Origin of the sequence: Kitasatospora sp. Root107 (assembly GCF_001424875.1) — a bacterium.
Classification (GTDB): Bacteria; Actinomycetota; Actinomycetes; order Streptomycetales; family Streptomycetaceae; genus Kitasatospora.
This window is the reverse complement of sequence record NZ_LMCT01000002.1, coordinates 83235-107179: the sequence shown is the minus strand read 5'-3', so window position 1 is coordinate 107179 and position 23945 is coordinate 83235. Positions and strand designations below refer to the sequence as shown.

Genomic DNA, 23945 nt, shown 5'->3' with positions numbered 1-23945 from the left:
CCCCGCCCGGATCTCGCCCCGTCGGCCGAGACGGTCAGCGGCGAACTGACGCCCGCGTCCTTCCCGACCCAGCTCCAGGAGCCGGCCGAGCCCGAGCTGACGGCCGTTCAGCCCGAAGCCGTGGTCGAGCCCGCCCCCGTCGAGCTGGAGCCCGAGCCCATCCCCGTGGTGGAGCCCGAGGCCGAGCCGGAGCCCGTCGCAGTCGTCGCTCAGCCCGAACCCGTGTCAGAGGTCGTGTCAGTGCCCGAACCCGAGACTGAGCGCCCGCCCGCCGCCCCCGGCTACGACGAGGCCGGCCGCGACGCCGTCCACCAGGTGATCCGCGAGCGCCGCGACATCCGCAACGGCTTCCGCCCCGACCCGATCCCGCACGAGGTGCTGATCCGGGTCCTGGAGGCCGCCCACACCGCGCCCAGCGTCGGCTACTCGCAGCCGTGGGACTTCGTGGTGATCCGTTCCGCCAAGACCCGCCGCAAGATGCACGAACTGGCGGAGCGTCAGCGCGAGGCGTACGCCGACTCGCTGCCCAAGGCCCGCGCCAAGCAGTTCAAGGAAATCAAGATCGAGGCCATCCTCGACACCCCGGTGAACATCGTGGTCACCGCCGACCGCACCCGGGGCGGCCGGCACACCCTGGGCCGCCACACCCAGCCGCAGATGGCGCCGTACTCGGCCGCCCTGGCGGTGGAGAACCTCTGGCTGGCCGCTCGCGCCGAGGGCCTGGGCGTCGGCTGGGTGAGCTTCTTCGACGAGGAGGAGATGGTCCGCGAGCTGGGCCTGCCCGACCACCTCGACGTGGTCGCCTACCTCTGCGTCGGGTACGTGGACTCGTTCCCCGAGGAGCCCGAGCTCCAGCAGCAGGGCTGGGCCAAGAAGCGCCCGCTGTCCTGGGTGGTGCACGAGGAGCAGTACGGCAACCGCGCGCTGCCCGGCGAGGAGCCGTCCAGCCTGCTCACCGACACCCTGCGCGGCATCCGCCCGCTGGACGCCAAGGCGCTCGGCGAGGCGTGGGACCGGCTGAAGCGGATGACCAAGCCGGCCGGTTCGCTCGGCATGCTGGAGATCATCGCCGCCCAGCTGAGCGGCCTGTCCCGGAAGTGCCCGCCGCCGATCCCGGAGCCCGGCTGCGTGGCGATCTTCGCGGGTGACCACGGCGTGCACGCCCAGGGCGTCACCCCGTGGCCGCAGGAGGTCACCGCCCAGATGGTGGCGAACCTGGATCTCGCACGACCTGCGGACCCCGCTGGCCGGGCTGCGGGCGATGGCCGAGGCACTGGAGGACGGCGTCGCCGCCGAGCTGCCCGAGCCGATCCAGCAGGGCCGGACCACCGGCCTGCTGCCGCGCAAGGTCAAGCCCGGCACCGACGACATGACGCAGGGTCCGGCGATGAGCCGGGACGAGGCCCTGAAGGCGATCGAGGTCGGCATCGAGACCGCCCGCGACCTGGTCGCGGCCGGCAACAAGGTGCTGATCACCGGCGACATGGGCATCGCCAACACCACCGCCTCGGCCGCCCTGATCGCGGTCTTCGCGGGCCTGGACCCGGCCGAGGTGACCGGGCGTGGCACCGGCATCGACGACGAGACGCACGCCCGCAAGATCGAGGTCATCCGCCGCGCCCTGACGCTGCACCAGCCGGACCCGTCCGACCCGATCGGCGTACTGGCCGCAGTCGGCGGTCTCGAGCACGCCGCGATCGCGGGCTTCCTGCTCGGCGCCGCCTCGCTGCGCACCCCGGTGATCCTGGACGGTGTGATCGCCGGTTCGGCCGCACTGGTCGCCAAGGCCATCGCGCCCGAGGTGCTGGCCGCCTGCATCGCCGGACACCGCTCGGCCGAACCCGGCCACCAGGCCGCGCTGGCCAAGCTCGGCCTGCGCCCGCTGATCGAGCTGGACCTGCGGCTCGGCGAGGGCACCGGCGCACTGCTGGCCCTCCCGCTGGTGCAGAGTGCGGCCCGGGCGATGCACGATGTAGCCACCTTCGACTCCGCCGGCGTCACCGAGAAGTGACGTCTCCGCAGTACCCCCGCACCGGCCCGAGGGCGCGCCGGTGCGGGGAGCGCTGCCGCACCCCCGTAGAACCCTCCCGCCCCCAGGAGCACCGCCGATGAGCACCGCGCCCAACCCCCACCCCAGCACCGAGGGCCGCACCCCCTACCCCGTCGGCCTGCTGCTCACCGGCCGCCGGGTCGTCGTGGTCGGCGGCGGCGAGGTGGCCCAGCGCCGCCTGCCGGCCCTGATCGCGGCCGGTGCGGACATCCAGCTGATATCGCCCGCCACCACCCCCGCCGTGCAGGCGATGGCCGACGCGGGCGAGCTCACCTGGCACCGGCGGGGCTACGCCGAGGGCGACCTCGCCGACACCTGGTACGCGCTGGTCGCCACCGACGACCCGGCCGTCAACACCGCCGTCTCCGCCGAGGCCGAGCGCCTGCGGGTGTTCTGCGCCCGCAGCGACGACGCCTCCGCCGCCTCCGCCTGGACCCCGGCCTCGGGCCGGGACGGCGGCGCCACCGTCTCGGTGCTGACCGGCGACCCCCGGCACTCCGCCGCGCTGCGCAACTCCATCGTCGAGGGCCTGCGCGACGGCTCGCTGGCGGCCCGTCAGTTCCGCGCCCACGCGGCGGGCGTCGCGCTGGTCGGCGGCGGCCCCGGCGACCCCGACCTGATCACCGTCCGCGGCCGTCGGCTGCTCGCCGACGCGGACGTGGTGGTCGCCGACCGGCTGGCCCCGCGCGAGCTGCTCGCCGAGCTGCCGCCGCACGTCGAGGTGATCGACGCCTCCAAGATCCCGTACGGCCGCTACATGGCCCAGGAGGCGATCAACCAGACCCTGATCGACCACGCCAAGGCGGGCAGGTTCGTGGTCCGCCTCAAGGGCGGCGACCCGTACGTCTTCGGCCGGGGCGGCGAGGAGCTGCTGGCCTGCGTCGAGGCGGGCATCCCGGTCACCGTGGTGCCCGGCATCTCCAGCTCGATCAGCGTCCCGGCGGCGGTCGGCATCCCGGTCACCCACCGGGGCATGACGCACGAGTTCACGGTGATCTCCGGCCATGTCGGCCCGGACGAGCGCTCGCTGACCAACTGGGACGCCGCCGCCCGGATGACCGGCACCCTGGTGCTGCTGATGGCGGTCGACAAGATCGGCGCGATCGCCGCCCGTCTGATCGAGGCCGGCCGCTCCGCCGACACCCCCGTCGCCGTCGTCCAGGAGGGCACCACCGCCGCCCAGCGCCGGGTGGACGCCACCCTCGCCACGGTCGGCGAGGTGGTGACGGCCGAGCAGATCAAGCCCCCGGCCGTGATCGTGATCGGCGACGTGGTCAACGTCCTCGGCTGATCCGCTGTCAGCGAACCGTCCCGTCACCCCTTGGCCGAGCTGTTTGGGTGGCGGGATGGAGATTCTCGTTCTGGGTGGCACGGCATGGCTCGGCCGTGAGCTTTCCCGGCAGGCGATCGAGCGCGGCCACCAGGTGACCTGCCTGGCGCGCGGCAAGAGCGGCCGGGTCGCGGACGGCGCACGCCTGGTGACCGCCGACCGCAGCGACCCGGCGGCCTACCAGCCGCTGCTCGACCGGGACTGGGACGCCGTCGTCGAGGTGTCCTGGCAGCCGGGCTTCGTCCGCGACGCGCTCACTGCGCTCAGCGGCCGGGCCGGGCACTGGACGTACGTCTCCTCCGTCAGCGCCTACGCCCCCGGCGCCGGTGCCGGTGCGGACGAGTCCACGCCGCTGCTTCCGCCGACCGAGCTCCGCGAGGCCGACCGTTCCCAGTACGGCGAGGCGAAGGTCGCCTGCGAGCTGGCCTCCGCCGTGGTCGCCGACCGCCTGCTGATCGCCCGGGCCGGTCTGATCGGCGGTCCCGGCGACTACAGCGGCCGCTCCGGCTACTGGGTAGCCCGGGCCGCCCGCGATCCGCACGCCCCGATGCTGGTCCCGGACACCCCGGCTCTGCCGACCCAGGTCGTCGACGTCCGGGACCTGGCCGCCTGGCTGCTCGCCGCCGCCGAAGCGGGGACCACCGGCACCTACGATGCGGTGGGCCCCGTCGTCCCGCTCGCCGAGTGGCTCGAACTCTCCCGCACCATCGGTGGCCACACCGGCCCCGTGGTCGCCGCGCTCTCCGCCTGGCTGCTCGAACAGGGCGTCAAGGAGTACATGGGCCCCGAATCCCTCCCCATGTGGCTGATCGAACCCGGCTGGGAGGACTTCTCCACCCGTACCGGCTCCGCCGCCCGACTGGCCGGCCTCCGCCACCGCTCCCGCACCGACCTGCTGACCGCCACCCTCGCCTGGGAACGCACCCAGGGCCTGGACCGCCCCCGCCGCGCCGGCCTCACTCCCGAACGCGAACACGACCTGCTCGCGGCCCTCCGCATGACCTGACAGGTAATCGACCGGGTGGATGTCCGCGGGCCAGGATGGTGATCACACCGCAGGACACACCATCAGGGGGAGCCCACCATGTCGTACTTCGAGACCGCCGACGGAACCCGCCTGCACTTCGCCGACTGGGGCCCGGCCGGCGGCCGGACGCTGGTCTTCACCAGCGGCGCCTACTTCGGTACCGAGATGTGGGAGCACCAGATGCTCCCGCTGGCCACCGAGGGCTTCCGCTGCGTGGCGCTGGAGCGGCGCGGGCACGGCCGGTCGGACAACTGCTGGACCGGCTACGACCTCGACACGCTGGCCGACGACCTGGCCGCGCTGCTCGAGCACCTCGACCTCACCGACGTCACCCTGGTGGGCCACTCGGTCGGCACCGCCGAGATCGTCCGCTGCCTGACCCGGCACGGCAGCGACCGGGTGGCCCGGGCCGCCCTGGTGGCAGGAGCGGTGCCGGGCATCGTCCGGTCGACGGACCTCCCGGAAGGGATGGACCCGGCTGTGATCGCGGCCGCCAACGAGACCATGAGGGCCGACCGGGCGCAGTTCTTCCACGCCATCAGGGAGCCGTTCTTCGGCGTCGGCCTGCCCGGCGTGGAGATCTCGGCCGAGCACATGGAGTACCTGATCGGGGCTGCGCTGACCGCGACCCCGAAGGCCGTTCGGGAGGTCTCCGACCTGCTGGTCACCCTGGACCTGGCCGCCGAGATGCCGAAGATCGACGTCCCGGTCCTGGTCGTGCACGGCACCCACGACGTCTGGAACCCGGTCGAACTGACCGGCCGGCGCTCGGCCGAGCTGATCCCCGACAGCACCCTGACGGTCTACCAGAACGCCGCCCACGGTCTGTTCGCCACCCACGCCGCCCGGCTGACCGCCGACCTGCGCGAGTTCGCCGGGGAGTGACCAGCCCGGCCGATGTGCCAAGATCGACGTCGTGGCCGAACCAGAAACCATCACCGATCCCGCCGACCCCCGGCTCGCCGACTACACCGGGCTGACCGACGTCGAGCTGCGGCGCCGCCGTGAGCCGGCGGAGGGGCTGTTCATCGCCGAGGGGGAGAAGGTGATCCGCCGGGCGGTGGCGGCCGGGTTCCGGATGCGATCGATGCTGCTCACCCCGAAGTGGCTCGACGTGATGGCCGACGTGATCACCGACACCCCGGCCCCGGTGCACGTGGTCGAACCGGGCCTGGCCGAGGCCGTCACCGGCTACCACGTGCACCGGGGCGCGCTCGCCTCGATGGAGCGCAAGCCGCTGCCGACCGCCCCCGAACTCCTGGTCACCGCACGCCGGGTGGCGATCCTGGAGGGCCTGGTCGACCACACCAACCTCGGTGCGATCTTCCGCAGCGCCGCCGCCCTCGGGATGGACGCGGTGCTGCTCTCCCCGGACTGCGCCGACCCGCTGTACCGACGGGCCGTCAAGGTCTCGATGGGCGCGGTCTTCGCGGTCCCGTACGCCCGCCTCGACCCGTGGCCCGCTGCGCTGGAGACCGTCCGCGAGGCGGGCTTCGAACTGCTCGCGCTCACCCCCTCCGGCGCCGACGACCTGCCTGCCGCGACCCCGCACTTGATCCCGAAGGCCGCCGTCATGCTGGGCGCCGAGGGCGAAGGCCTGACCGAGCGGGCACTCGCAGCCGCCGACCGCCGGGTTCGCATCCCGATGGCGCACGGGATCGACTCCCTGAACGTCGGCGCGGCCGCCGCAGTCACCTTCTACGCCGTGAACGTCGGAGTCTGACCGCAGGCCGGGCTCGACGGGTTCCTCCGGCAGACGGACGACGGTCGACCGCGCGAACTCGCAGTCAGAGCCAGGGAATTGGCCCCGGGCTCGACCTGCGGCGGGCGGCGGCCTAGGATCGTTCGCAGACGACATCGCGTGCCGGTCACCGGCCGGGTGAGGCATGGAGGTGTCGTGAGTGCCTTCTGGAGGCATTCCACTCATGGCAGTTCAGCTCAACCACACCATCATCCACGCCCGGGACGCCCGGGAGTCCGCCCAATTCCTCGCTCACGTCCTCGGGTTGGCGGTCGGCACCCCCTGGGGCCCGTTCGTCCCGGTGGACACCGCCAACGGCGTCACCCTCGACTTCGCGGCCATCCCGGCCGAGTCGATCGTGATGCAGCACTACGCGTTCCTGGTCTCGGAGGAGGAGTTCACCGCCGCCTTCGAGCGCATCCGGCAGGCGGGGATCACCTACTACGCCGACCCGCACTTCAAGCGGCCCGGCGAGATCAACCACAACGACGGCGGGCGCGGGGTCTACTTCCTCGACCCGGCGGGCCACGGCATGGAGATCATCACCCGCCCGTACGGCGGCTGACGGACCGGGACGGGCGGCGGCTCAGCTGCCGCCCGTCCCGCCGTTGCCGCCGGTACCGGTACCGCCGGAGACTCCGGCGCCCGGCCAGGACTCCTCCAACTGCCCGTCCCCGCGCACGGTGTAACGCGTCGTCGACCCGGCACCGGTGTGCGAGACCCGCTCCTCCCGGACCAGCGCGCCGCCCTCGATCCGCCAGGCCGCAGTGGCCTGCGGGTCGGCCACCGAGGAACGGGAGGCCAGCAGGACGGGGGTGTCGGCGCTGAAGCCGTACAGCTGCACCAGGTCCACCGGCGCCGATCCCTCGGCCCGGCGCAGCACCACCAGCGCCGCCGGGGCGCCGTGGTAGCGGGCGGGCAGCACGGTGGAGAGGCCGACCTGCACGCCCTCCACCGCCGAACGCCCGTCCCGCAGCCGGATCGCCGGGCCGCCCGCCAGGTCGGCGTAGCTGCGGTTGGGCCAGTCCACCGCAGGCAGCGCGACCCCGACGGCGGGGCCGAGCCCGGCGTCGGCGGATCCCCGGGCCACCGCCGCGAACGGCGCGGCGGGCGGCTGGGCGCCGTCGATCGAGACCGAGACGGGTGAGCCGGACGTACCGGGCGCGCTCACTCCAGGGGCCGGGTGCATGCCCTGGTTGCTGCGGTTCTCGCAGCCCTGCGCTGCTGCGATGGCCAGCGCGACCCCGACGGTGACGGTCACGAAGACCACCACCCGCTGCCGGAGCAGCCGTCGCCTGGCCTCGGCGGGGCGGCCCGGCAGGGTGTGCTGACGGTCCCGCTGGGGACCGCCCTGGCGCGGTCCCGGCGGTACGGGACGGCCGTTCGGGCCGGTCTGACGCTCCCTCACCGGTCCGTCGGCCAGCGCCTGTGGCATCGGGGCGGTGGTGGACTGGCGGCCGGGACCGGCCGGTCGGCGGACCGGCGGCGGACCGGCTGCGGCGGTGGCGGCCGGCGCGGGCGCGGCCCGGCGGGCGGCGGGGGCCAACAGGGCTCCCCTGGAGGCGAGTTCGGTCAGCCGCTCGTGCAGCGCAGCCGCCCCCGGCCGCTCGGCGGGCTCCTTGGCCAGGCAGGCCCGGACCAGCGGCGCCAGCGAGGGCGGGACGGCGGAGAGGTCGGGCTCCTCGTGCACCACCCGGTACAGCATCACCTCGGAGGAGGCGCCGGAGCCGAACGGCGAGTCCCCGGTGAGCGCGTACGCCAGGGTGGCACCGAAGGCGAACACGTCGGTGGCGGGCGTCACGGCCGCCCCCCGGACCTGCTCGGGCGCCAGGAAGCCGGGCGAGCCGACGGCGGTGCCGACGTGCGTGAGGGTGCTGGCGCCGCGCGACCAGGCGATGCCGAAGTCGATGATCCGGGGGCCCTTGGGGGAGAGCAGGATGTTGGAGGGCTTGAGGTCGCGGTGCACCACCCCGGCCTCGTGCACCTTGACCAGCCCGTCGGCCAGCGCGGCCCCGATCCGGGCCGCCTCCGGCCAGGGCAGCGGGCCCTCCTCGCCGACCCGCTTGTACAGCGAGGGGCCGGGGACGTACGCGGTGGCCAGCCAGGGCCGCTCGGTCTCGATGTCCGAGGCGACCACCCGCGCGGTACAGCCACCCCGGATCTTCGAGGCGGCTGCGATCTCGCGGGCGAACCGGGTGCGGAACTCGGCGTCCTCGGCCAGCTCGGCCCGGATCAGCTTGAGCGCGACCCGCTGCCCCTTGCGGTCCGAGCCGAGGTAGACCACACCCATCCCGCCGGCGCCGAGCCGACGGTGCAGCCGGTAGGGGCCGACGATGCGGGGGTCCTCACGCCTCAGCCGCATCATCGCCATAGTCAGTTCTTCCTGTCAGCCTGAAGAGTGAGACCCCGTCGGTTGGGCCACCGTCAGAATCCTGTTCCGGCACAGCTTACGGACTCCTCGCTGCGGTGTGCTGATACGCAACACCCGGCAGGCCGGTCGGATTGTCGGATCTGCCCGGACGGCCGCACTGACCAGCGCCGGAGCACCCCCTCGGGGTAGCTCTCAGGGTTGCCTCGGGGATCGCCGCCACCCGGTCTCCCCCTCCGGTAGTAGGCAGGGGGCCCCGGCGTCATCCTCGGGGATGCCCATCGAACGGTACGCGGGCATGACGACCCCGTCGGTGGCCCCGCATACCTTTGTTCATAGCGGTGGGCGGCCCGGCTCGTCCCCCGAGGTGAACCGCCCACCGCATCGACTGACACCAGCTCAGGACCACGACAGAGAAGGCAGGAGTACCGACCATGGCCACCCAGCTCACCGAAGCCGGCCGACGCCGCATTGGGCTCCGCCAGGCGCCCGCCCGCTCCACCGAGCAGGGCACCCGGCACCCGGCGGTGGCCGTGGCCATGGTGCTCCCCTTCGCTGTCGCCCTGCTGATGTTCTTCGGCGGCTGGGAGCACCTGGCGACACAGACCAGGGCCGTCGCCGACCTGATCGGGCGCTGATCCTCTGGGGAGAGGTCGGCGCCGGCCGGGAGTGCACCGTCAGGGACAACGCGGACGGGCGGAGACGGTGCACAGCACTCCGGCAGCAAGAGCAGGGGTCGGGCACGGATCGTCGGTGAGGGCGATCCGTACCCGGCCCCTGCTGCTGTCTGCTCGTTCTTCCAACTCCCGGGCTGCTCCAACTCCCGGGAATGCCAAAGGCCGTGATCCGATGTCGGATCACGGCCCTCGAACTGCGGTGCGCGATACTGGGATTGAACCAGTGACCCCTTCCGTGTCAGGGAAGTGCTCTCCCGCTGAGCTAATCGCGCGGGTGGTGGTGCGGTACAGCAGCCGGACCCCGAGRGGWCCGAGTGCGCGATACTGGGATTGAACCAGTGACCCCTTCCGTGTCAGGGAAGTGCTCTCCCGCTGAGCTAATCGCGCGGGGAGGGGCCCTGGCGAACCAGGGACACCTCTTGGAGGTGGAGACGGGATTTGAACCCGTGTACACGGCTTTGCAGGCCGTTGCCTCGCCTCTCGGCCACTCCACCAGGCAACACACACAGAAGAACGAGCTTACACTGTTCTTCGTCGAGCGGACGACGAGATTCGAACTCGCGACCCTCACCTTGGCAAGGTGATGCTCTACCAACTGAGCCACGTCCGCCTGTCTCCCGGTCACTTCACCGCTTGTTTGCGGCTCCGTTTCCCGGCGACGTGTTGAACTTTAGCGGATTCCTGGGCCAGCTCAAATTCCGTTCCCGCAGCGTGGCGCCGGGGTGCCTCCGAAGTGGCACCCCGTCAGCTCCCCGGAGGGTCCGCGCCCGGCGCCGGAGAGCCCCTCCGACCTACACTTCAAGCCACCGCAGTCCCGCACCACTCCGTGTCCCGTACCGCGCGGAGCAGCACCGAAACCGCGCAGGAGAACCGTGTCCGGCCGCACCGCACCCCACCTCACCGCCGCCCCGATGGCCCGATTCGGCGGGCGGCTGGCGACCGGGCTGCGGGAGGTCAGCTCGGATCCGGCGGTGCTGGACGGTGCCGGCTTCTGGGCCGTCGCGTACGACTTCGAGGGCCGGCTCACCTGCGCCCGCTTCGACGAGGTGCGGCCCGACCCGGCACCGCCGCGTACCGAGGGATGGCTCGGCCCCTCGCCCGACAGCTGGCACAGCTCGCTCGACCGGGACGCCTACACGGCGGGCGTGCGCCGGATCCGTGAGCACATCGCGGCCGGCGAGGTCTATCAGGCCAACCTCTGCCGGGTGCTCTCCGCGCCGCTGCCCGATCCGGCCCGGACCGACATCGACGCGCTCACCGGCCTGCTCGCGCACGGCAACCCCGCTCCGTACGCGGGCACCATCCGGCTGCCCGAGCACGGCGTCGAGATCGCCACCGCCTCGCCCGAGCTGTATCTGCGCCGGGACGGCCGGGCCGTCTCGTCCGGACCGATCAAGGGCACCGGCCGGACCGAGCACGACCTGCTGGAGAAGGACCACGCCGAGAACGTGATGATCGTGGACCTGGTCCGCAACGACCTCGGCCGGGTCTGCGAGACCGGCAGCGTGACGGTGCCCGATCTCTGTGTGGTGGAGAAGCACCCCGGTCTGGTCCACCTGGTCTCCACCGTCGCGGGCCGGCTGCACGGCGGTGCGGGCTGGGGCGCGCTGTTCGACGCGACCTTCCCGCCCGGCTCGGTCACCGGCGCCCCGAAGTCCAGCGCGCTGCGGATCATCGACGCGCTGGAGACCGCCCCGCGCGGCCCCTACTGCGGTGCGATCGGCTGGGTCGACGCGGACCGCGGCGAGGCCGAACTCGCGGTCGGCATCAGGACGTTCTGGATCGACCGGGCCGACGCCGACCGCCCTGTGCTGCGGTTCGGCACCGGCGCGGGGATCACCTGGGGCTCGGACCCCGAGCGCGAGTGGGACGAGACCGAACTCAAGGCCGCCCGCCTGGTCGCGATAGCGTCGGCCGGGCACGGCACTCAGCACCCGAGGAGCAGCAACTGATGATCTGGGTCAACGACTCCCTGGTCGACGACGACCGCGCCGCCGTCTCCGTACTCGACCACGGACTCACCGTCGGCGACGGCGTCTTCGAGACCGTGAAGGCGGTGGACGGGCAGCCCTTCGCGCTCACCCGGCATCTGGACCGGCTCAGCCGCTCCGCCCACGGCCTCGGCCTGACCGCCCCCGACCACGAGCTGGTCCGGGAGGGCGTGGCCCAGGTGCTGGCGGCCAACCCGATGCCGCTCGGCCGGCTCCGGATCACCTGCACCGGCGGCATCTCCCCGCTCGGCTCGGAGCGCGGCAACGACCCGACCACGCTGGTGATCGCGCTCGGCACCGCCACCCGGCGGCCCGACACCACCGCGGTGCACACCGTGCCCTGGCGCCGGAACGAGCACAGCGCCGTGGCCGGCCTGAAGACCACCTCGTACGCGGAGAACGTCGTCGCGCTGGCCGCCGCCCACCGGGCCGGTGCCTCGGAGGCGATCTTCGCCAACACTGCCGGGCAGCTCTGCGAGGGGACCGGCTCGAACATCTTCGTCGTGCTCGGCGGGCGACTGCTCACTCCGACGCTCGCCTCCGGCTGTCTGGCCGGTATCACCCGGCAGCTGGTGATCGAGTGGACCGGGGCCGAGGAGACCGACCTGCCGTTCGCGGTGCTCGCCGAGGCGGAGGAGGCGTTCCTCACCTCCACCCTGCGCGACGTGCAGGCCATCGCCCGCATCGACGACCGGGAGCTGCCCGCTCCGGGGCCGGTCACCCTCAAGGCGATGACCCAGTTCGCGGAGCGCGCGGCGGACGACCTCGACCCCTGAAAGTGCCTGACCGCCCACGTAGGGATCACTTTTTCCGAGGTCGGCGTCGCAGTTCCCCGAGCCCCTGGTGGCTGATGCCCGGCGAGCGGTTGCGGCGCGGTGGTTGGGGAAAGGTCACCGCATGACCACCACGTTGCGTCCGGAGTACCCCGAGGAGCTGCTGGCCGGTGGGGGTCTGAGCCGGCGGTGGCTGATCTGTGTCAACGGCCGTCCGGTGGGCGGGTTGCGGACCACCGCGCGGCCGTACGGGGAGCAGCGCTGGGGGGAGATCTCCGAGCTGGAGGTCAGCGGTGGGCGGCGCCGGGGGCGGGGCACCGTCGGGGCGCTGGCGGCGGAGGAGGTGCTCCGGTCATGGGGGTGCAGCCGGGTGGACGTCACCGTACCGGCGGGGAACGACGCCGCGCTCGGCCTGGCGGTGACCCTCGGCTACACCGAGCGGATGCTGAACCTGGCCAAGGAGCTCACCCAAGTCCCCGAACTACCAACAGAACTGACGGTCCGTCCGATCGGCCCGGAGCGGTACGAGAGCTGGCTGGAGCAGGCCAAGGCGGGCTATCGGCGCGAGCTGGTCGCGTCCGGTGTCGGCGAGCAGGCGGCCCGGGCCAAGGTGGCGGCCGATCACCAGCGGCTGCTGCGTGAGGGCCACGCCACCCCGGGCACGGCCCTGCGCGAACTCACGGACGCGCAGGGCACGTTGCTGGGCACCCTGTGGCTGACGCTCCGTCAGGAGATCGGCCCCGACGGCGAACCGCTGGCCTGGGTGATGAGCGTCGCGGTCGAACCGGAGCACCGCGGCCACGGACACGGCCGCACCCTGATGCTGCTCGCCGAACGCGAGTGCCTGGCGGCCGGCGTGCGCAGGCTCGGGCTGAACGTCTTCAGCGGCAACACCGTGGCGGTCCGGCTGTACGAGTCGCTCGGCTACCGGACCACCCGGCGGGTCATGGGCAAGTCACTTGCCTGAGACCGACCGGTCCGAGTCAGTGATCCGTGCGGGCCGCCTCGATGATCGCGACGATCCGCTCGCGCAGCCCGTCCTGGCTCTTGCCGCCGTCCAGCCGCTGCCCGGCGATCACGTACGTCGGGGTGCCGGTGATGCCGATGGCCTTGCCCTCGGCCTGGTCGGCGTCGACCACCAGCATGTGCCGTCCGTCGATCAGGGCGAGCTCGACCTCCTCGGCGTCCAGCCCGAGCTCACCGGCCAGCGCGGTGAGCACCGGCTGCCCGGCCTTGGCCAGATCGTCGCAGCGGGCCAGCAGGGCCTCGGCGTACGCCCAGCCCTGCCCCTGGGCGAAGGCCTCCTCGGCGGCCTCGGCGGCCGGGTAGGCGTGCTTGTTCTTCTCCAGCGGGAAGTGCCGCAGCTCGATGGTCAGGGCGTCGCCGTACTGCGCGCGCAGCGCCCGTACGTCGTCCAGGGCGGTGCGGCAGTCCGGGCACTGGAGGTCGCACCAGAACTCGAGGCGGGGGAGGGGGGCGTCGGTCATGCCCCCCAGTCTTCCATCCGCCGGAGGCTGCCCGGGTCGTTAGCCGGCGCTGACGGTCTCCGCCCGCTGGCGGGCCCGGTAGGCGGCGACGTGCAGGCGGTTGCCGCAGGTCCGGCTGTCGCAGTAGCGGCGGGAGCGGTTGCGGGAGAGGTCGACGAAGACCCGGGCGCAGTCCGGCGCCTCGCAGCGGCGCAGCCGTTCGCGTTCGCCGGCCATCACGATGAAGGCCAGCGCCATGCCCAGCTCGGCCGCCAGGTGGTCGCCCAGGGCGGCGTGCGGGGCGAAGTAGTGGATGTGCCAGTCGTGCTGGTCGTGGTTGGTCAGCCGGGGCGTGGTGCCGGCGGCCGCGACCACGGCGTTGACCAGCTCGGCCGCCTCCTCGGTGGAGGACGCCGAGAACACCTCGCGCAGCCGGGCCCGGAGCCGGTGGACGGCCGCCAGGTCGGCGGCGGTGAGCGAGTCGACCTCGCTGATCTCGTGCCGGGCGACGAAGGCACCGAGCGCCGCCAGGTCCGGGAACCGCTCGCTGCCGCAGGCATCGGGCGAGGTGTTGAGCAGCTCGACCAGAATGCCCAGCGCGCACTCGGTGTCATGGGTGATCAGCACGTGAGGCTCCTCGCGCGGCGGGGGGCCGAGGGTCCCCGCGTCGGTCGTCACGGTGGACTCTACCGGGAGAGCAGGTGGCGGCGCGGCGTCCTGGACGCACCGGGCGCCCCGGGGCGGAACGGGCGAAGGCCCCGGCTCGCTCCTGGTGTGGGCGAACCGGGGCCTGGCCCCGAGGCCGCTTGCTGGGCGGCTGTGAGTGCGACCGTGCCCCCGAGTAGGACGGACGCGGTGGCGGGAGGACCCGTACGTCGAGGCGGTCAGCTCTCGGCGAGGATGTGGGACAGTTCCCGGTCGAGGTCGAAGTGACGGTGTTCGGTGCCGGGTGGCACCGCAGCATCGGTGCGCTTGAGGAAAGACTCGAGCGCACGAGCCGGGGCTTCCAGCAGGGCTTCTCCTTCCGGAGAACTCAGGGCGATGCAGACCACCCCCTGACCGTGGCTGCGCGAGGGCCACACCCGGACGTCGCCGGTACCGGTGGGTCGGTGCAGCCCCTCCGCGAGGAGGTCGCGGGCGAACACCCACTCGACGGTCTCGTCGGCACCCGTATGGAAGGTGGCGTGCACGGCATAGGGGTCGGCAGTGTCGTAGCGCAGGCCCGCGGGGACGGGCAGTGACGACTCGCTGGACACGATGAGGCGCAGGTGCAGCTCGCAGCTGACCGTGGTGTTCATAAGCGCCAGGGCCTTTCGCTCAGTGTGCGCTCGGGGAATCGCACGTCGGCGAACGGACCATCCCACCTGAAAGCCCGGTGTAAACCCGTCTGTCCCGATTCAGGCGCGAGTCGTACCCCTTCCGGCGCATTGCAGAATCGCTACGGCAGTCGGAACGGCCGCACCAGGACTGGGGACTCCGGTAGTTTTCGCCGTATGGCTGTACGAAACGACAATCCCGAGCCCGAGGGCTCGGCCCAGACGCCGGCGGAGACCCCGGAGGCCGGTCTCGGTTCCAAGGCTCCGCACTTCATCCGACGGTCCAGGCCGCTGCACCTCAGCTGGCAGGTGGCGATCTTCCTGGTCGGCCTCGCGGTGGTCGCGCTCGGCGTGGTGATGCTGCCGCTGCCCGGTCCGGGCTGGGTGGTCATCTTCCTGGGCATGGGCATCTGGGCGACCGAGTTCGTCTGGGCCCAGCTGGTGCTCCGGTGGACCAAACGCAAGGTGACCGAGGCGGCACAGCGGGCACTCGACCCCAAGGTGCGGCGGCGCAACATCATCATCACCAGCATCGGCGTGGTGATCATCGCGGGTCTGGGCGGCTGGTACCTGTGGAAGTACGGGCTCACCATGCCCTGGAAGCTGCGCTGACCACGGGGGTGTCCGGAGCACCCCACGGCATGCGGTAATGTTTTCCCTGCACCCGGGCGATTAGCTCAGCGGGAGAGCACTTCGTTCACACCGAAGGGGTCACTGGTTCGATCCCAGTATCGCCCACCCGGAATGCGCAGAAGACCCCGGCCAATTCAATTGGCCGGGGTCTTCTGGTGTTTCCGTGTTCTGTTCCTGAGCCGGACTGATTCCGCATCAGTCCCCGCAGCCGGTACGGGAGCTGGGGATCCGGTTTGCGGAGCCACCCCCAAGTGGTGCTAGTCTTCTTCTCGTTGCCCGGGCGATTAGCTCAGCGGGAGAGCACTTCGTTCACACCGAAGGGGTCACTGGTTCGATCCCAGTATCGCCCACCCGGAGTCAACACTCAGGCCCTGACCGGAAGTTCGGTCGGGGCCTGAGTCGTTCCCGGAGCTTGAGACCGACCGGCAATTGGGGGCCGGGCTCAGGCCGCCGCCTCGCAGCGGTGGTCGAGTGCGAGCCGACGGCCGCAAGCGCAGCGGGCCGGGCGGAGCGGCCAGGCGAAGTCCACCCGCTCCTGGGTGCCCTCGCGGTCGAACCAGCTCTGCAACCCCCGGGCCTGGGCGGCGTGCCAGACCGCCTGACGCAGGTGCAGCTCGGCCGGGGTCAGCACACCGAGCGGGGCCGCGTACCTGCGGCCCAGGGCGCGGACCAGGTGCAGGGTGGCGGTCGCGTCGGCGGTGGCGTCGTGCGCGCCGTCCAGCGTCACGCCGTAGTGCGCGCACAGGTCGGTCAGGGTGCGGCGGCCCTTGCGGTAGCGGTCGACGTACTTGTCCATCACCCGGGGGTCCAGCACCAGTAGTTCGGCCCGGCCGAGGCTGTCGGCGAGCGAGAGGCCGCGGTGCCGGCGCAGCTCGCGGTCCAGCAGGGTGAGGTCGAACGGGGCGTTCATCACCACCAACGGCACGTGCGCGAGCGCCTGTTCGGCCAGCGCGCGGGCGATCTCGGCGACCACCACCCGGGGCGGCCGGCCGAAGTCCCTGGCCCGCTGGTCGGTGATGCCGTGCACGGCGCGGGCCGCGTCCGGGATCGGCACCCCCGGATCGGCCAGCCAGCTCACGGTACGGGCCGGCGCGGTGGGTGTGGCCTGCAGCACCAGCGCGGCCGAGACGATCCGGTCGGTCTCGACGTCCACGCCGGTGGTCTCGGTGTCGAAAGAGGCGAGTGGACCCTGGTACCAGGGCGGAGTGTGCGGCACGGTGCGGCCCCCGATCACCACCTGGCGGTGCCCGGCGCGCCACCGAGGACCAGTGGCGCGCCGGGCACAGCGGCGTTCTGCCTTGGTGATACCGCAGTTGACACTCCCTCAATCCCGCCACTCGACGCGTCGTCGCCGCCAGGGGTATATGGGTGCGCGGTCGGGCCCCCGCTCTCGGTACCATCGGACTCGCGCAGCATGGTGCTGCGGCCCACAGATGTCAGGAGAGACCGGTGACCGACGTCCGGATCATCATCAACCGCGAACCCGATCGGGAAGAGCGCGTGGTGACCACGGGCACTACCGCCGCCGAGCTCTTCGCCGACGACCGCTCGATCATCGCGGCCCGGGTCGCGGGCGCGCTGAAGGACCTGGCGTACCAGGTGCAGGACGGCGACGAGGTCGAGCCCGTCGCGATCTCCAGCAAGGACGGCCTGGACATCCTGCGGCACTCCACCGCGCACGTGATGGCGCAGGCCGTGCAGCAGCTCTTCCCGGAGGCCAAGCTCGGTATCGGCCCGCCGGTCAAGGACGGCTTCTACTACGACTTCGACGTCGAGAAGCCCTTCCATCCCGATGACCTCAAGGCCATCGAGAAGAAGATGCAGGAGATCATCAAGCGCGGGCAGAAGTTCTCCCGCCGGGTGGTCACCGACGAGGCCGCCACCGAGGAGCTGGCCGCCGAGCCGTACAAGCTCGAGCTGATCGGCCTCAAGGGCTCCGCCGCCACCGCCGGCGAGGGTGCCGACGTCGAGGTGGGCGGCAGCGAGCTGACCATCTACGACAACCTGGACGCCAAGACCGGTGAGCACTGCTGGGGCGACCTCTGCCGCGGCCCGCACCTGCCGTCCACCCGGTACATCCCGGCGTTCAAGCTGATGCGCAACGCGGCCGCCTACTGGCGCGGCAGCGAGAAGAACCCGATGCTGCAGCGCATCTACGGCACCGCGTGGCCGACCAAGGACGAGCTCAAGGCGCACCTGGAGTTCCTGGAGGAGGCCGCCAAGCGCGACCACCGCAAGCTGGGCGCCGAGCTCGACCTGTTCTCCGTCCCGGAGGAGATCGGCTCCGGCCTGGCCGTGTTCCACCCCAAGGGCGGCATCATGCGCCGGGTGATGGAGGACTACTCGCGCAAGCGGCACGAGGAGGCGGACTACGAGTTCGTCTACACGCCGCACGCCACCAAGGGCAGCCTGTTCGAGCTCTCCGGCCACCTGGACTGGTACGCCGACGGCATGTACCCGCCCATGAAGCTCGACGGCGACATCGACTACTACCTCAAGCCGATGAACTGCCCGATGCACAACCTGATCTACCGCTCGCGCGGCCGCTCGTACCGCGAACTGCCGCTCCGGCTCTTCGAGTTCGGCACCGTGTACCGGTACGAGAAGTCCGGCGTGGTGCACGGCCTGACCCGGGCCCGCGGCTTCACCCAGGACGACGCGCACATCTACTGCACCCGTGAGCAGATGGCGGACGAGCTCGACTCGCTGCTCACCTTCGTGCTGGACCTGCTGCGCGACTACGGGCTGAACGACTTCTACCTGGAGCTCTCCACCAAGGACCCGGAGAAGTTCATCGGCTCGGACGAGGACTGGGAGGAGGCCACCGAGACCCTGCGGGCCGCGGCCGAGAAGCAGGGCCTCGAGCTGGTGCTCGACCCGGCCGGTGCCGCGTTCTACGGTCCGAAGATCTCGGTGCAGGCGCGGGACGCGATCGGGCGTACCTGGCAGATGTCGACCATCCAGGTCGACTTCCAGCTGCCGCAGCGCTTCGAGCTGGAGTTCCAGGGCTCGGACGGCAACCGGCAGCGTCCGGTCATGATCCACCGGGCCCTGTTCGGCTCGATCGAGCGGTTCTTCGCGGTGCTGCTGGAGCACTACGCCGGCGCCATGCCGCCGTGGCTCGCCCCGGTCACCGTGGTCGGCATCCCGATCACCGACGAGCACATCCCGTACCTGCGGGAGGTCGCGGCCGAGCTGAAGAAGCAGGGCGTGCGGGTCGAGGTCGACTCCTCGGACGACCGGATGCAGAAGAAGATCCGCAACGCGCAGCGCAGCAAGGTGCCGTTCATGCTGATCGCCGGCAACGACGACGTCGAGGCGGGGGCGGTCTCCTTCCGCTACCGCAACGGCGAGCAGAAGAACGGCGTGCCGGTCGGCGAGGCCGTGGCCGAGATCGTGGACGCGATCCAGCGCCGCATCCAGGTCTGACGAACGGTACGAACGGTACGTGCGGGGCAGGCTCTTCAACGAGTCTGCCCCGCACTGCTATGCACAGCCGGTCCGGCGAATATGCTGATCAGCATGACGAGTGAGCCGGAACTGCAGCGGGGCGTTGGGGAGTCGGATGGCTTCCGGCGCCTGTGGACGCCCCATCGGATGGCGTACATCCAGGGCGAGAACAAGCCCACCGGGCCCGCACCTGACGACGGTTGCCCGTTCTGCTCGATCCCCGCGCTCAGCGACGAGGACGGGCTGATCATCGCCCGGGGCGGTTCGGTCTTCGCGGTGCTCAACCTCTACCCGTACAACGGCGGCCACCTGATGGTGGTCCCGTACCGGCACGTGGCGGACTACACCGAGCTGGACGCGGCCGAGACCACCGAGCTGGCCGACTACACCAAGCGGGCCATGACGGCGCTGCGCGCCGCCTCCGGGGCGCACGGCTTCAACATCGGGATGAACCAGGGCGCCGCCGCCGGGGCCGGGATCGCCGCGCACCTGCACCAGCACGTGGTGCCGCGCTGGGGCGGGGACACCAACTTCATGCCGGTGGTGGGCCACACCAAGGTGCTGCCCCAACTGCTGGCCGACACCCGGAAGATGCTCGCCGAGGCGTGGCCGCAGAGCTGACGACCCGGCAGTCCTGACGACATGGCAGTGGGGCCGCACCGGTCGGTGCGGCCCCACTGTCGTACCGGTCAGCCCGCGTCGTAGTTGTCGGCCTTGAACGGGCGGACGCCCTGCATCTCGGACTTGAGGATGCCGATCCGGTTGCTGAACCGGTCGACGTTGACATCGTGCTCGGCCAGGAACTCCACCGTGGCGGCCATCACCGCGTTGACCACCGGGGTGGCGCTGAAGAGCACGTCGTCCGACTTGAACCGGCTGGTCCAGGTCCGGTCGGCCCAGGCACCGCGGAGCGAGAACGGCTCCGGCAGCCCGACCGAGCCGCCCAGCCAGCTGAGCAGGGTGGGGAACTTGTGGAACGGTGCGCGCAGCGCCTGCCGGACCACGTCGTCGTTGTTCACCAGCGGGAGGATGACGGTGCGCTCCTCCCAGAACTTGCCGGTCTTCGGGACCTTGAGCTCCTTGGGCTTCGGCTTGGCGGTGAACAGCGAGTGCAGCGGGCCGAGCGCGTGCCCGGAGACCGAGACCCGCAGGGTGTTGTTCATCACGGTCACGCCGATCAGCACGGTGGACACCAACTGGCCCTTGTGGAGCACCAGTTGGGCCGACGTCCGATGCCGGCTGTCGGTGCCCAGGGTCTGCCGGTTGGCGATCGTCTGGAGCGCGAAGTCACGCATCCGGTAGCCGTCCATGTCAGGACCGGACGGGCGGCCGATCTCGTCCGCGCCCTCGGGGATGTCCATCACCAGCCACTGCTGGACCGCGACGTGCGGCATCCCGCCGCCCGCCACCTCGCTCTGGCCGAGCGAGCCCAGCCTGGTGGTGATCCGGCGGGCCAGATCCCACGGGTGGAAGGCCCGGAAGTCCACCTGGCCCTCGGCCGGGCGGAGCTCCTCCACCACCTGAAAGTCACCCCAGCGCATCCCGGCGCCGAGCAGGCCCTTCGCCCCCGCGTAGTGCTGGACGTTGGTTTCCTGCTCGACCGTCAGCCGCTCCAGCGAGGCGCGCAGCCCGGCCGCCTTCTTGTCCAGGTCGTCCCGGGGCACCGCCTTGGGCACGGTGGCCGCCAGCGCACTGCCCGCCACCAGGGCGCCCCAGCGCTCGCGCAGCTCGACCGTGCTGCGCAGACAGATCCGCTTGGCCAGGAACCAGCCGAGCACCGGCGCCAGCGTCATCACCCGGAAGTACAGCCCGAACGGACCTGCCACCGGAGGCCGGAGCGCGAGCAGCGCGGCCAGCCCGATCGCGAGCAGCACCAGCACGGTGTTGTAGAAGCCCTCCCGGCCGGGAGAGGACTTCTTGAAGTAGGCACGGCCGTAGAACACCGCGAGCCAGATCAGCGTGCCCGGCAGGAAGAGCACCCCGGTGAGCATGGTGACCACCATCAGCTCGCGGTCGCGGGCGTCCCGCAGCTCCTGGGCGGCCAGGCAGTGCTCGACCACCATCCGGGTGTCGGTGCCGAACGAGGGCACCAGCGGGAGGCGGCCCTTGCCGAGGGTGCGGTCGAGCACGGCACGGCTGAACGCCTCACCGGCGCTGGGCCGGAGCAGCTTGAAGAACTTGCCCTCTTTGAGCTTGACGCCTGCGAGCCCGGCGAGCGCCTCGACCTCGGTGTCCCGGTAGGCCGCCGAGGAGAGCAACTGCGTGACCGCGGTCTGCGGCCCGACGTCCGTACGGGGTATCTGCGCGCCCGGGGTCATGTCGAGCTTGGTCACGGCGGCCTCCCCTCCTCCCGTTGTGTCAGCGGCAGGTTACCGTGCGACCGGTGCACCGCGCGGATGATCGTCTGAACAGCCGTCACTTCGGGTACGCGATGGTCACGGAGGGATCGTGCCCACTTTCGGACTGCTTCGATCCTGTGGGCGGGGCTGCACCGGTTCGGGCGGGGCCGATGGTGCAGGATCGGGGTATGAGCGAGGGACCAACGAACGATCCGGTGCTGATTTTCGACGGGGACTGCGCGTTCTGCAGCAGTTGTGTGCAGTTCGCCGAGCGCTATCTGCGCGCGAGTCTCTCCTCGGCGGACTGGGAGGCGGTGCCGTTCCAGTTCGCCGACCTGGCGGCGCTGGACGCCCGTGCGGGCGGGGCCGGGCTGATCAGCTGGGAGCGGGCCGAGCAGGAGGTGCTCTGGCTGACACCCCGGGGGGACGTGTACGGCGGAGCACAGGCGGCGGCCCGGCTGCTGATGCGGAGCGGCGGCGCCTGGGCCTACCTCGGGGCACTGCTCACCCTCGCACCGGTCCGCCCGCTCGCTGCACTCGGCTACCGCTGGGTGGCCCGGAACCGTCACCGGCTGCCGGGCGGCACTCCGGCCTGCTCGCTCCCCAGACGTTAAGTTGCACTATCCAGGGGCTCGGGGAACTGCGACGCCGACTTCTGGAGCGCTGCACCCGCGTAGCTGGCCAGGAACTTTCGCAGTGACCCGAGCGCCAGATCTCCTCGCAGTTCCCCGAGCCCCTGGCGTGTGCCACCAGCTCGTGTGCCTACTGGTACTGCGCCGCGAGGGCCGGAGGCATCGGTGCGTGGCGTACGTAGCTGCGCGAGAAGGTGCCAGTGCCGTGGGAGAGCGAGCGGAGGTCCACCGGGTAGTGGGTCAGCTCCAGCTCGGGGACTTCGGCCCGGAGGAGGCTGAGGCCGGGGCCGCCCGGTTCGGTGCCGAGGACGTGGCCGCGGCGGGCCGAGAGGTCGTTCAGGACCGCGCCCTGGTACTCGTCGGGCAGCAGTACCCGGACCTCGTCGACCGGCTCCAGCAGGCGTACCGCGCCGTTGTCGGCGGCCTCGCGGAGCGCGAGTGCGGCGGCGGTCTGGAAGGCGGTGTCGGAGGAGTCGACCGAGTGGGCCTTGCCGTCGGTGAGGGTGACCCGGACGTCGACCACCGGGTAGCCGGCCAGGACGCCCTTGGCCAACTGGCTGCGGACGCCCTTCTCGACGGAGGGGACGAAGTTGCGGGGCACCGCGCCGCCCACCACCTTGTCGACGAACTCGAAACCGCCGCCGGGCAGCGGTTCCACCGTCAGGTCGCAGATCGCGAACTGGCCGTGTCCGCCCGACTGTTTGACGTGCCGGCCGTGCCCGGTCCCGGTGCCGGCGAAGGTCTCGCGCAGGGCCACCTGGTACGGGACGGTGTCGACGTGCACGCCGTAGCGGGTGCGCAGGCGGTCCAGGACCACCGCCTGGTGGGCCTCGCCGGTGCACCAGAGGACCAGTTGGTGGGTGTCGGGGTTCTGTTCGACCCGCAGTGCCGGGTCCTGGGCGGTCAGCCGGGCCAGGCTCTGCGCCAGCCGGTCCTCGTCGGCCTTGCTGTGGGCCTCGACGGCGGTCGGCAGCAGGGGCTCGGGCTGCGGCCAACGGTCCAGCTCGACGCCGTCGGTGCTGAGGGTGTCGCCGGTGCGGGCGTGGCCGAGCTTGGCGAGGCAGACCAGGTCGCCGGGCAGGGCGAGCGGTACGGGCCGCTGGTGGTGGCCGAACGGGCTGGTGAGCGCGGTGACCCGGTCCTCGCCGAGGACGGTGTCGGGCCGCAGGGTGCCGGAGAAGACCCGGACCAGGCTGAGCCGCCCGACGTACTGGTCCTCGCCGGTGTGCACGACCTGGGCGACCACCGGGGCGTCGGGGTCGGCGGGCGGGAGCTGGTCGGTGCGGTCGGTGCGGTCCAGCGGGCTGGGGAAGGCGTCCACGATCAGGTCGAGGAGTTCGGCGGCGCCGAGCGGGGCGGCGGTGCAGACCAGCGGGTGCACGGTGTTCTGCCCGAGCTCGCGGCGCAGCGCGGCGGTCAGCGAGGCCGGATCGAGGTCCTCGCCGGCCACCCAGCGCTCCAGCAGGGTGTCGTCCTCGCCCGCGATGGCCTCCACCAGGGCGCCCCGGGCGGTCGGGTCGGGGTCCGGGGCCTCGCCGTACGTGCGGCCGGTGAGCAGCTCGACCGAGCCGGTGAGGCGGCCGTCCCGGAAGGCGGGCAGACAGAGCGGCAGGACGGTGTCCGGGTGGCCCTCGCCGAAGGCCTCCTGACAGGCCGTCACGGACTCGGCGCTGTGCACGTGGGTGAGGGCGATCGCGGTGGGCAGGCCGGCCGCGCGGCACTCGCGCCAGAGGGCGAGCACGGTGGGGCCGACCGGTTCGGCGGCCGAGACGACCAGCACGGCGGCCTCGGCGGCGCGCATCCCGGCCCGGCGTTCGCCCGCGAAGTCGGCGTAGCCGGGGGTGTCCAGCAGGTTGATCTTGCAGTCGCGCCAGGCCAGCGGGAGCAGCGCGAGCTGGACGGAGCGCTGCTGCTGGTGCTCGATCGGCTCGTGGTCGGAGACGGTGTTCCCGTCCGGGACGGTGCCGGCCCGGCCGATCGCGCCGGCGGCGTGCGCGAGGGCCTCGGCCAGGGTGGTCTTGCCGGACCCGGCGGTGCCGATCAGGACCACGTTGCGCAGCCGGCCGGAGTCCGGGACGGGGGGTGGCGGCGGGGCTGTCCGGTCCGGCATGGGGGCCTCCGGTGACGGTGGGTAGGTCCTCAACTGCCCTGA

At 72.0% G+C, this 23945-nt stretch carries 19 protein-coding genes, 6 tRNA genes and 2 pseudogenes; 16 read left to right on the top strand and 11 right to left on the bottom strand.

Features of this window, described 5'->3' with window-relative positions:
* From cobT to ASC99_RS03920, 6 genes and pseudogenes are all read left to right on the top strand, one after another.
* Nucleotides 1–2011: pseudogene (gene cobT / locus ASC99_RS03945) on the top strand (nicotinate-nucleotide--dimethylbenzimidazole phosphoribosyltransferase); the annotation flags it as partial.
* 97 nt (nucleotides 2012–2108) lie between these two features.
* Nucleotides 2109–3341 (top strand): uroporphyrinogen-III C-methyltransferase, encoded by a 1233-nt coding sequence (gene cobA, locus ASC99_RS03940; RefSeq protein WP_057228260.1) that lies wholly within the window; start codon nucleotides 2109–2111, stop codon nucleotides 3339–3341.
* Nucleotides 3342–3396: 55 nt separating this feature from the next.
* Nucleotides 3397–4386: an NAD-dependent epimerase/dehydratase family protein gene (locus ASC99_RS03935; protein WP_057228258.1), complete on the top strand. Its 990-nt coding sequence runs from the start codon at nucleotides 3397–3399 to the stop codon at nucleotides 4384–4386.
* Nucleotides 4387–4464: 78 nt separating this feature from the next.
* Nucleotides 4465–5292 carry an alpha/beta fold hydrolase gene (locus tag ASC99_RS03930; RefSeq protein ID WP_057228255.1) on the top strand — a complete coding sequence of 276 codons (828 nt, stop codon included), beginning with the start codon at nucleotides 4465–4467 and terminating at the stop codon, nucleotides 5290–5292.
* Nucleotides 5293–5323: 31 nt separating this feature from the next.
* Entirely contained in the window at nucleotides 5324–6130 is an 807-nt protein-coding gene (locus tag ASC99_RS03925; RefSeq protein WP_057228253.1) for an RNA methyltransferase, read from the top strand.
* 202 nt (nucleotides 6131–6332) lie between these two features.
* Nucleotides 6333–6713, top strand: coding sequence for a VOC family protein (locus tag ASC99_RS03920; protein ID WP_057228251.1), 381 nt, complete (start codon nucleotides 6333–6335; stop codon nucleotides 6711–6713).
* A gap of 582 nt (nucleotides 6714–7295) precedes the next feature.
* Here ASC99_RS03920 and ASC99_RS03915 read toward each other — a convergent pair.
* A pseudogene (locus tag ASC99_RS03915) lies at nucleotides 7296–8519 on the bottom strand (serine/threonine-protein kinase); the annotation flags it as partial.
* A gap of 431 nt (nucleotides 8520–8950) precedes the next feature.
* On the opposite strand from ASC99_RS03915, the gene ASC99_RS03910 reads away from it, so the two are divergent.
* Nucleotides 8951–9154 carry a hypothetical protein gene (locus ASC99_RS03910; protein ID WP_057228250.1) on the top strand — a complete coding sequence of 68 codons (204 nt, stop codon included), beginning with the start codon at nucleotides 8951–8953 and terminating at the stop codon, nucleotides 9152–9154.
* 239 nt (nucleotides 9155–9393) lie between these two features.
* Here ASC99_RS03910 and ASC99_RS03905 read toward each other — a convergent pair.
* From ASC99_RS03905 to ASC99_RS03890, 4 genes are all read right to left on the bottom strand, one after another.
* Nucleotides 9394–9465 (bottom strand) — tRNA-Val (locus ASC99_RS03905).
* A gap of 43 nt (nucleotides 9466–9508) precedes the next feature.
* A tRNA-Val gene (locus tag ASC99_RS03900) sits at nucleotides 9509–9580 on the bottom strand.
* A 33-nt stretch (nucleotides 9581–9613) separates the two neighbouring features.
* Nucleotides 9614–9687, bottom strand: a tRNA-Cys gene (locus ASC99_RS03895).
* A gap of 43 nt (nucleotides 9688–9730) precedes the next feature.
* Nucleotides 9731–9803, bottom strand: a tRNA-Gly gene (locus tag ASC99_RS03890).
* A 301-nt stretch (nucleotides 9804–10104) separates the two neighbouring features.
* Here ASC99_RS03890 and ASC99_RS03885 point away from each other — a divergent pair.
* The 3 genes from ASC99_RS03885 (at nucleotide 10105) to ASC99_RS03875 (ending at nucleotide 12924) form a co-directional block, all read left to right on the top strand.
* Nucleotides 10105–11145: a chorismate-binding protein gene (locus ASC99_RS03885; protein WP_057228480.1), complete on the top strand. Its 1041-nt coding sequence runs from the start codon at nucleotides 10105–10107 to the stop codon at nucleotides 11143–11145.
* Complete coding sequence (locus tag ASC99_RS03880; protein WP_369824381.1) at nucleotides 11145–11960, top strand: aminotransferase class IV; 816 nt, start codon at nucleotides 11145–11147, stop codon at nucleotides 11958–11960. Before ASC99_RS03885 ends, ASC99_RS03880 begins: the two co-directional genes overlap by 1 nt.
* A 121-nt stretch (nucleotides 11961–12081) precedes the next feature.
* The gene (locus tag ASC99_RS03875; protein WP_057228248.1) at nucleotides 12082–12924 is read left to right on the top strand and encodes an N-acetyltransferase; all 843 of its coding nucleotides are present in this window, start codon (nucleotides 12082–12084) and stop codon (nucleotides 12922–12924) included.
* Nucleotides 12925–12940: 16 nt separating this feature from the next.
* Here the strand turns inward: ASC99_RS03875 and ASC99_RS03870 are convergent, their stop codons facing one another.
* The 3 genes from ASC99_RS03870 to ASC99_RS03860 all read right to left on the bottom strand — a co-directional run bounded on the left by ASC99_RS03870 (nucleotide 12941) and on the right by ASC99_RS03860 (nucleotide 14721).
* Nucleotides 12941–13444: a DsbA family protein gene (locus ASC99_RS03870; RefSeq protein ID WP_057228246.1), complete on the bottom strand. Its 504-nt coding sequence runs from the start codon at nucleotides 13442–13444 to the stop codon at nucleotides 12941–12943.
* A 39-nt stretch (nucleotides 13445–13483) separates the two neighbouring features.
* Complete coding sequence (locus ASC99_RS03865; RefSeq protein ID WP_057228243.1) at nucleotides 13484–14050, bottom strand: CGNR zinc finger domain-containing protein; 567 nt, start codon at nucleotides 14048–14050, stop codon at nucleotides 13484–13486.
* 257 nt (nucleotides 14051–14307) lie between these two features.
* Nucleotides 14308–14721 carry an SsgA family sporulation/cell division regulator gene (locus ASC99_RS03860; protein ID WP_030056266.1) on the bottom strand — a complete coding sequence of 138 codons (414 nt, stop codon included), beginning with the start codon at nucleotides 14719–14721 and terminating at the stop codon, nucleotides 14308–14310.
* A 195-nt stretch (nucleotides 14722–14916) separates the two neighbouring features.
* Between ASC99_RS03860 and ASC99_RS03855 the strand changes: the two genes are divergently transcribed.
* The 3 genes from ASC99_RS03855 (at nucleotide 14917) to ASC99_RS03845 (ending at nucleotide 15722) form a co-directional block, all read left to right on the top strand.
* Complete coding sequence (locus ASC99_RS03855) at nucleotides 14917–15351, top strand: TIGR02611 family protein (RefSeq protein WP_057228242.1); 435 nt, start codon at nucleotides 14917–14919, stop codon at nucleotides 15349–15351.
* 54 nt (nucleotides 15352–15405) lie between these two features.
* A tRNA-Val gene (locus tag ASC99_RS03850) sits at nucleotides 15406–15477 on the top strand.
* Nucleotides 15478–15650: 173 nt separating this feature from the next.
* Nucleotides 15651–15722 (top strand) — tRNA-Val (locus ASC99_RS03845).
* 92 nt (nucleotides 15723–15814) lie between these two features.
* On the opposite strand, the gene ASC99_RS03840 is transcribed toward ASC99_RS03845, so the two are convergent.
* Nucleotides 15815–16588 (bottom strand): exonuclease domain-containing protein, encoded by a 774-nt coding sequence (locus ASC99_RS03840; RefSeq protein WP_057228476.1) that lies wholly within the window; start codon nucleotides 16586–16588, stop codon nucleotides 15815–15817.
* 233 nt (nucleotides 16589–16821) lie between these two features.
* On the opposite strand from ASC99_RS03840, the gene thrS reads away from it, so the two are divergent.
* Together thrS and ASC99_RS03830 are read left to right on the top strand one after the other, a co-directional pair.
* Nucleotides 16822–18801: a threonine--tRNA ligase gene (gene thrS, locus ASC99_RS03835; RefSeq protein ID WP_057228240.1), complete on the top strand. Its 1980-nt coding sequence runs from the start codon at nucleotides 16822–16824 to the stop codon at nucleotides 18799–18801.
* An 81-nt stretch (nucleotides 18802–18882) separates the two neighbouring features.
* Entirely contained in the window at nucleotides 18883–19443 is a 561-nt protein-coding gene (locus ASC99_RS03830; RefSeq protein ID WP_057228238.1) for an HIT domain-containing protein, read from the top strand.
* Nucleotides 19444–19511: 68 nt separating this feature from the next.
* On the opposite strand, the gene ASC99_RS03825 is transcribed toward ASC99_RS03830, so the two are convergent.
* Nucleotides 19512–21155: a hypothetical protein gene (locus ASC99_RS03825; RefSeq protein ID WP_057228236.1), complete on the bottom strand. Its 1644-nt coding sequence runs from the start codon at nucleotides 21153–21155 to the stop codon at nucleotides 19512–19514.
* A gap of 194 nt (nucleotides 21156–21349) precedes the next feature.
* Here ASC99_RS03825 and ASC99_RS03820 point away from each other — a divergent pair, with 194 nt between their 5' ends.
* Nucleotides 21350–21775 carry a thiol-disulfide oxidoreductase DCC family protein gene (locus tag ASC99_RS03820; protein ID WP_057228234.1) on the top strand — a complete coding sequence of 142 codons (426 nt, stop codon included), beginning with the start codon at nucleotides 21350–21352 and terminating at the stop codon, nucleotides 21773–21775.
* Between the two features lie 148 nt (nucleotides 21776–21923).
* On the opposite strand, the gene ASC99_RS03815 is transcribed toward ASC99_RS03820, so the two are convergent.
* Nucleotides 21924–23903, bottom strand: a complete 1980-nt coding sequence (locus ASC99_RS03815; protein WP_057228232.1) for an elongation factor G — start codon at nucleotides 23901–23903, stop codon at nucleotides 21924–21926.
* Nucleotides 23904–23945 lie beyond the last annotated feature (42 nt).

What these genes read in the sequence shown, in the direction of transcription:
- ASC99_RS03830 (WP_057228238.1), top strand. Translation starts at nt 18,883, where the DNA reads ATGCTGATCAGCATGACGAGTGAGCCGGAACTGCAGCGGGGCGTTGGG.
- ASC99_RS03880 (WP_369824381.1), top strand. Translation starts at nt 11,145, where the DNA reads ATGATCTGGGTCAACGACTCCCTGGTCGACGACGACCGCGCCGCCGTC.
- ASC99_RS03935 (WP_057228258.1), top strand. Translation starts at nt 3,397, where the DNA reads ATGGAGATTCTCGTTCTGGGTGGCACGGCATGGCTCGGCCGTGAGCTT.
- ASC99_RS03815 (WP_057228232.1), bottom strand. Translation starts at nt 23,903, where the DNA reads ATGCCGGACCGGACAGCCCCGCCGCCACCCCCCGTCCCGGACTCCGGC.
- ASC99_RS03870 (WP_057228246.1), bottom strand. Translation starts at nt 13,444, where the DNA reads ATGACCGACGCCCCCCTCCCCCGCCTCGAGTTCTGGTGCGACCTCCAG.
- ASC99_RS03930 (WP_057228255.1), top strand. Translation starts at nt 4,465, where the DNA reads ATGTCGTACTTCGAGACCGCCGACGGAACCCGCCTGCACTTCGCCGAC.
- cobA (WP_057228260.1), top strand. Translation starts at nt 2,109, where the DNA reads ATGAGCACCGCGCCCAACCCCCACCCCAGCACCGAGGGCCGCACCCCC.
- ASC99_RS03910 (WP_057228250.1), top strand. Translation starts at nt 8,951, where the DNA reads ATGGCCACCCAGCTCACCGAAGCCGGCCGACGCCGCATTGGGCTCCGC.
- ASC99_RS03875 (WP_057228248.1), top strand. Translation starts at nt 12,082, where the DNA reads ATGACCACCACGTTGCGTCCGGAGTACCCCGAGGAGCTGCTGGCCGGT.
- ASC99_RS03920 (WP_057228251.1), top strand. Translation starts at nt 6,333, where the DNA reads ATGGCAGTTCAGCTCAACCACACCATCATCCACGCCCGGGACGCCCGG.
- ASC99_RS03860 (WP_030056266.1), bottom strand. Translation starts at nt 14,721, where the DNA reads ATGAACACCACGGTCAGCTGCGAGCTGCACCTGCGCCTCATCGTGTCC.
- ASC99_RS03885 (WP_057228480.1), top strand. Translation starts at nt 10,105, where the DNA reads ATGGCCCGATTCGGCGGGCGGCTGGCGACCGGGCTGCGGGAGGTCAGC.
- ASC99_RS03855 (WP_057228242.1), top strand. Translation starts at nt 14,917, where the DNA reads ATGGCTGTACGAAACGACAATCCCGAGCCCGAGGGCTCGGCCCAGACG.
- ASC99_RS03820 (WP_057228234.1), top strand. Translation starts at nt 21,350, where the DNA reads ATGAGCGAGGGACCAACGAACGATCCGGTGCTGATTTTCGACGGGGAC.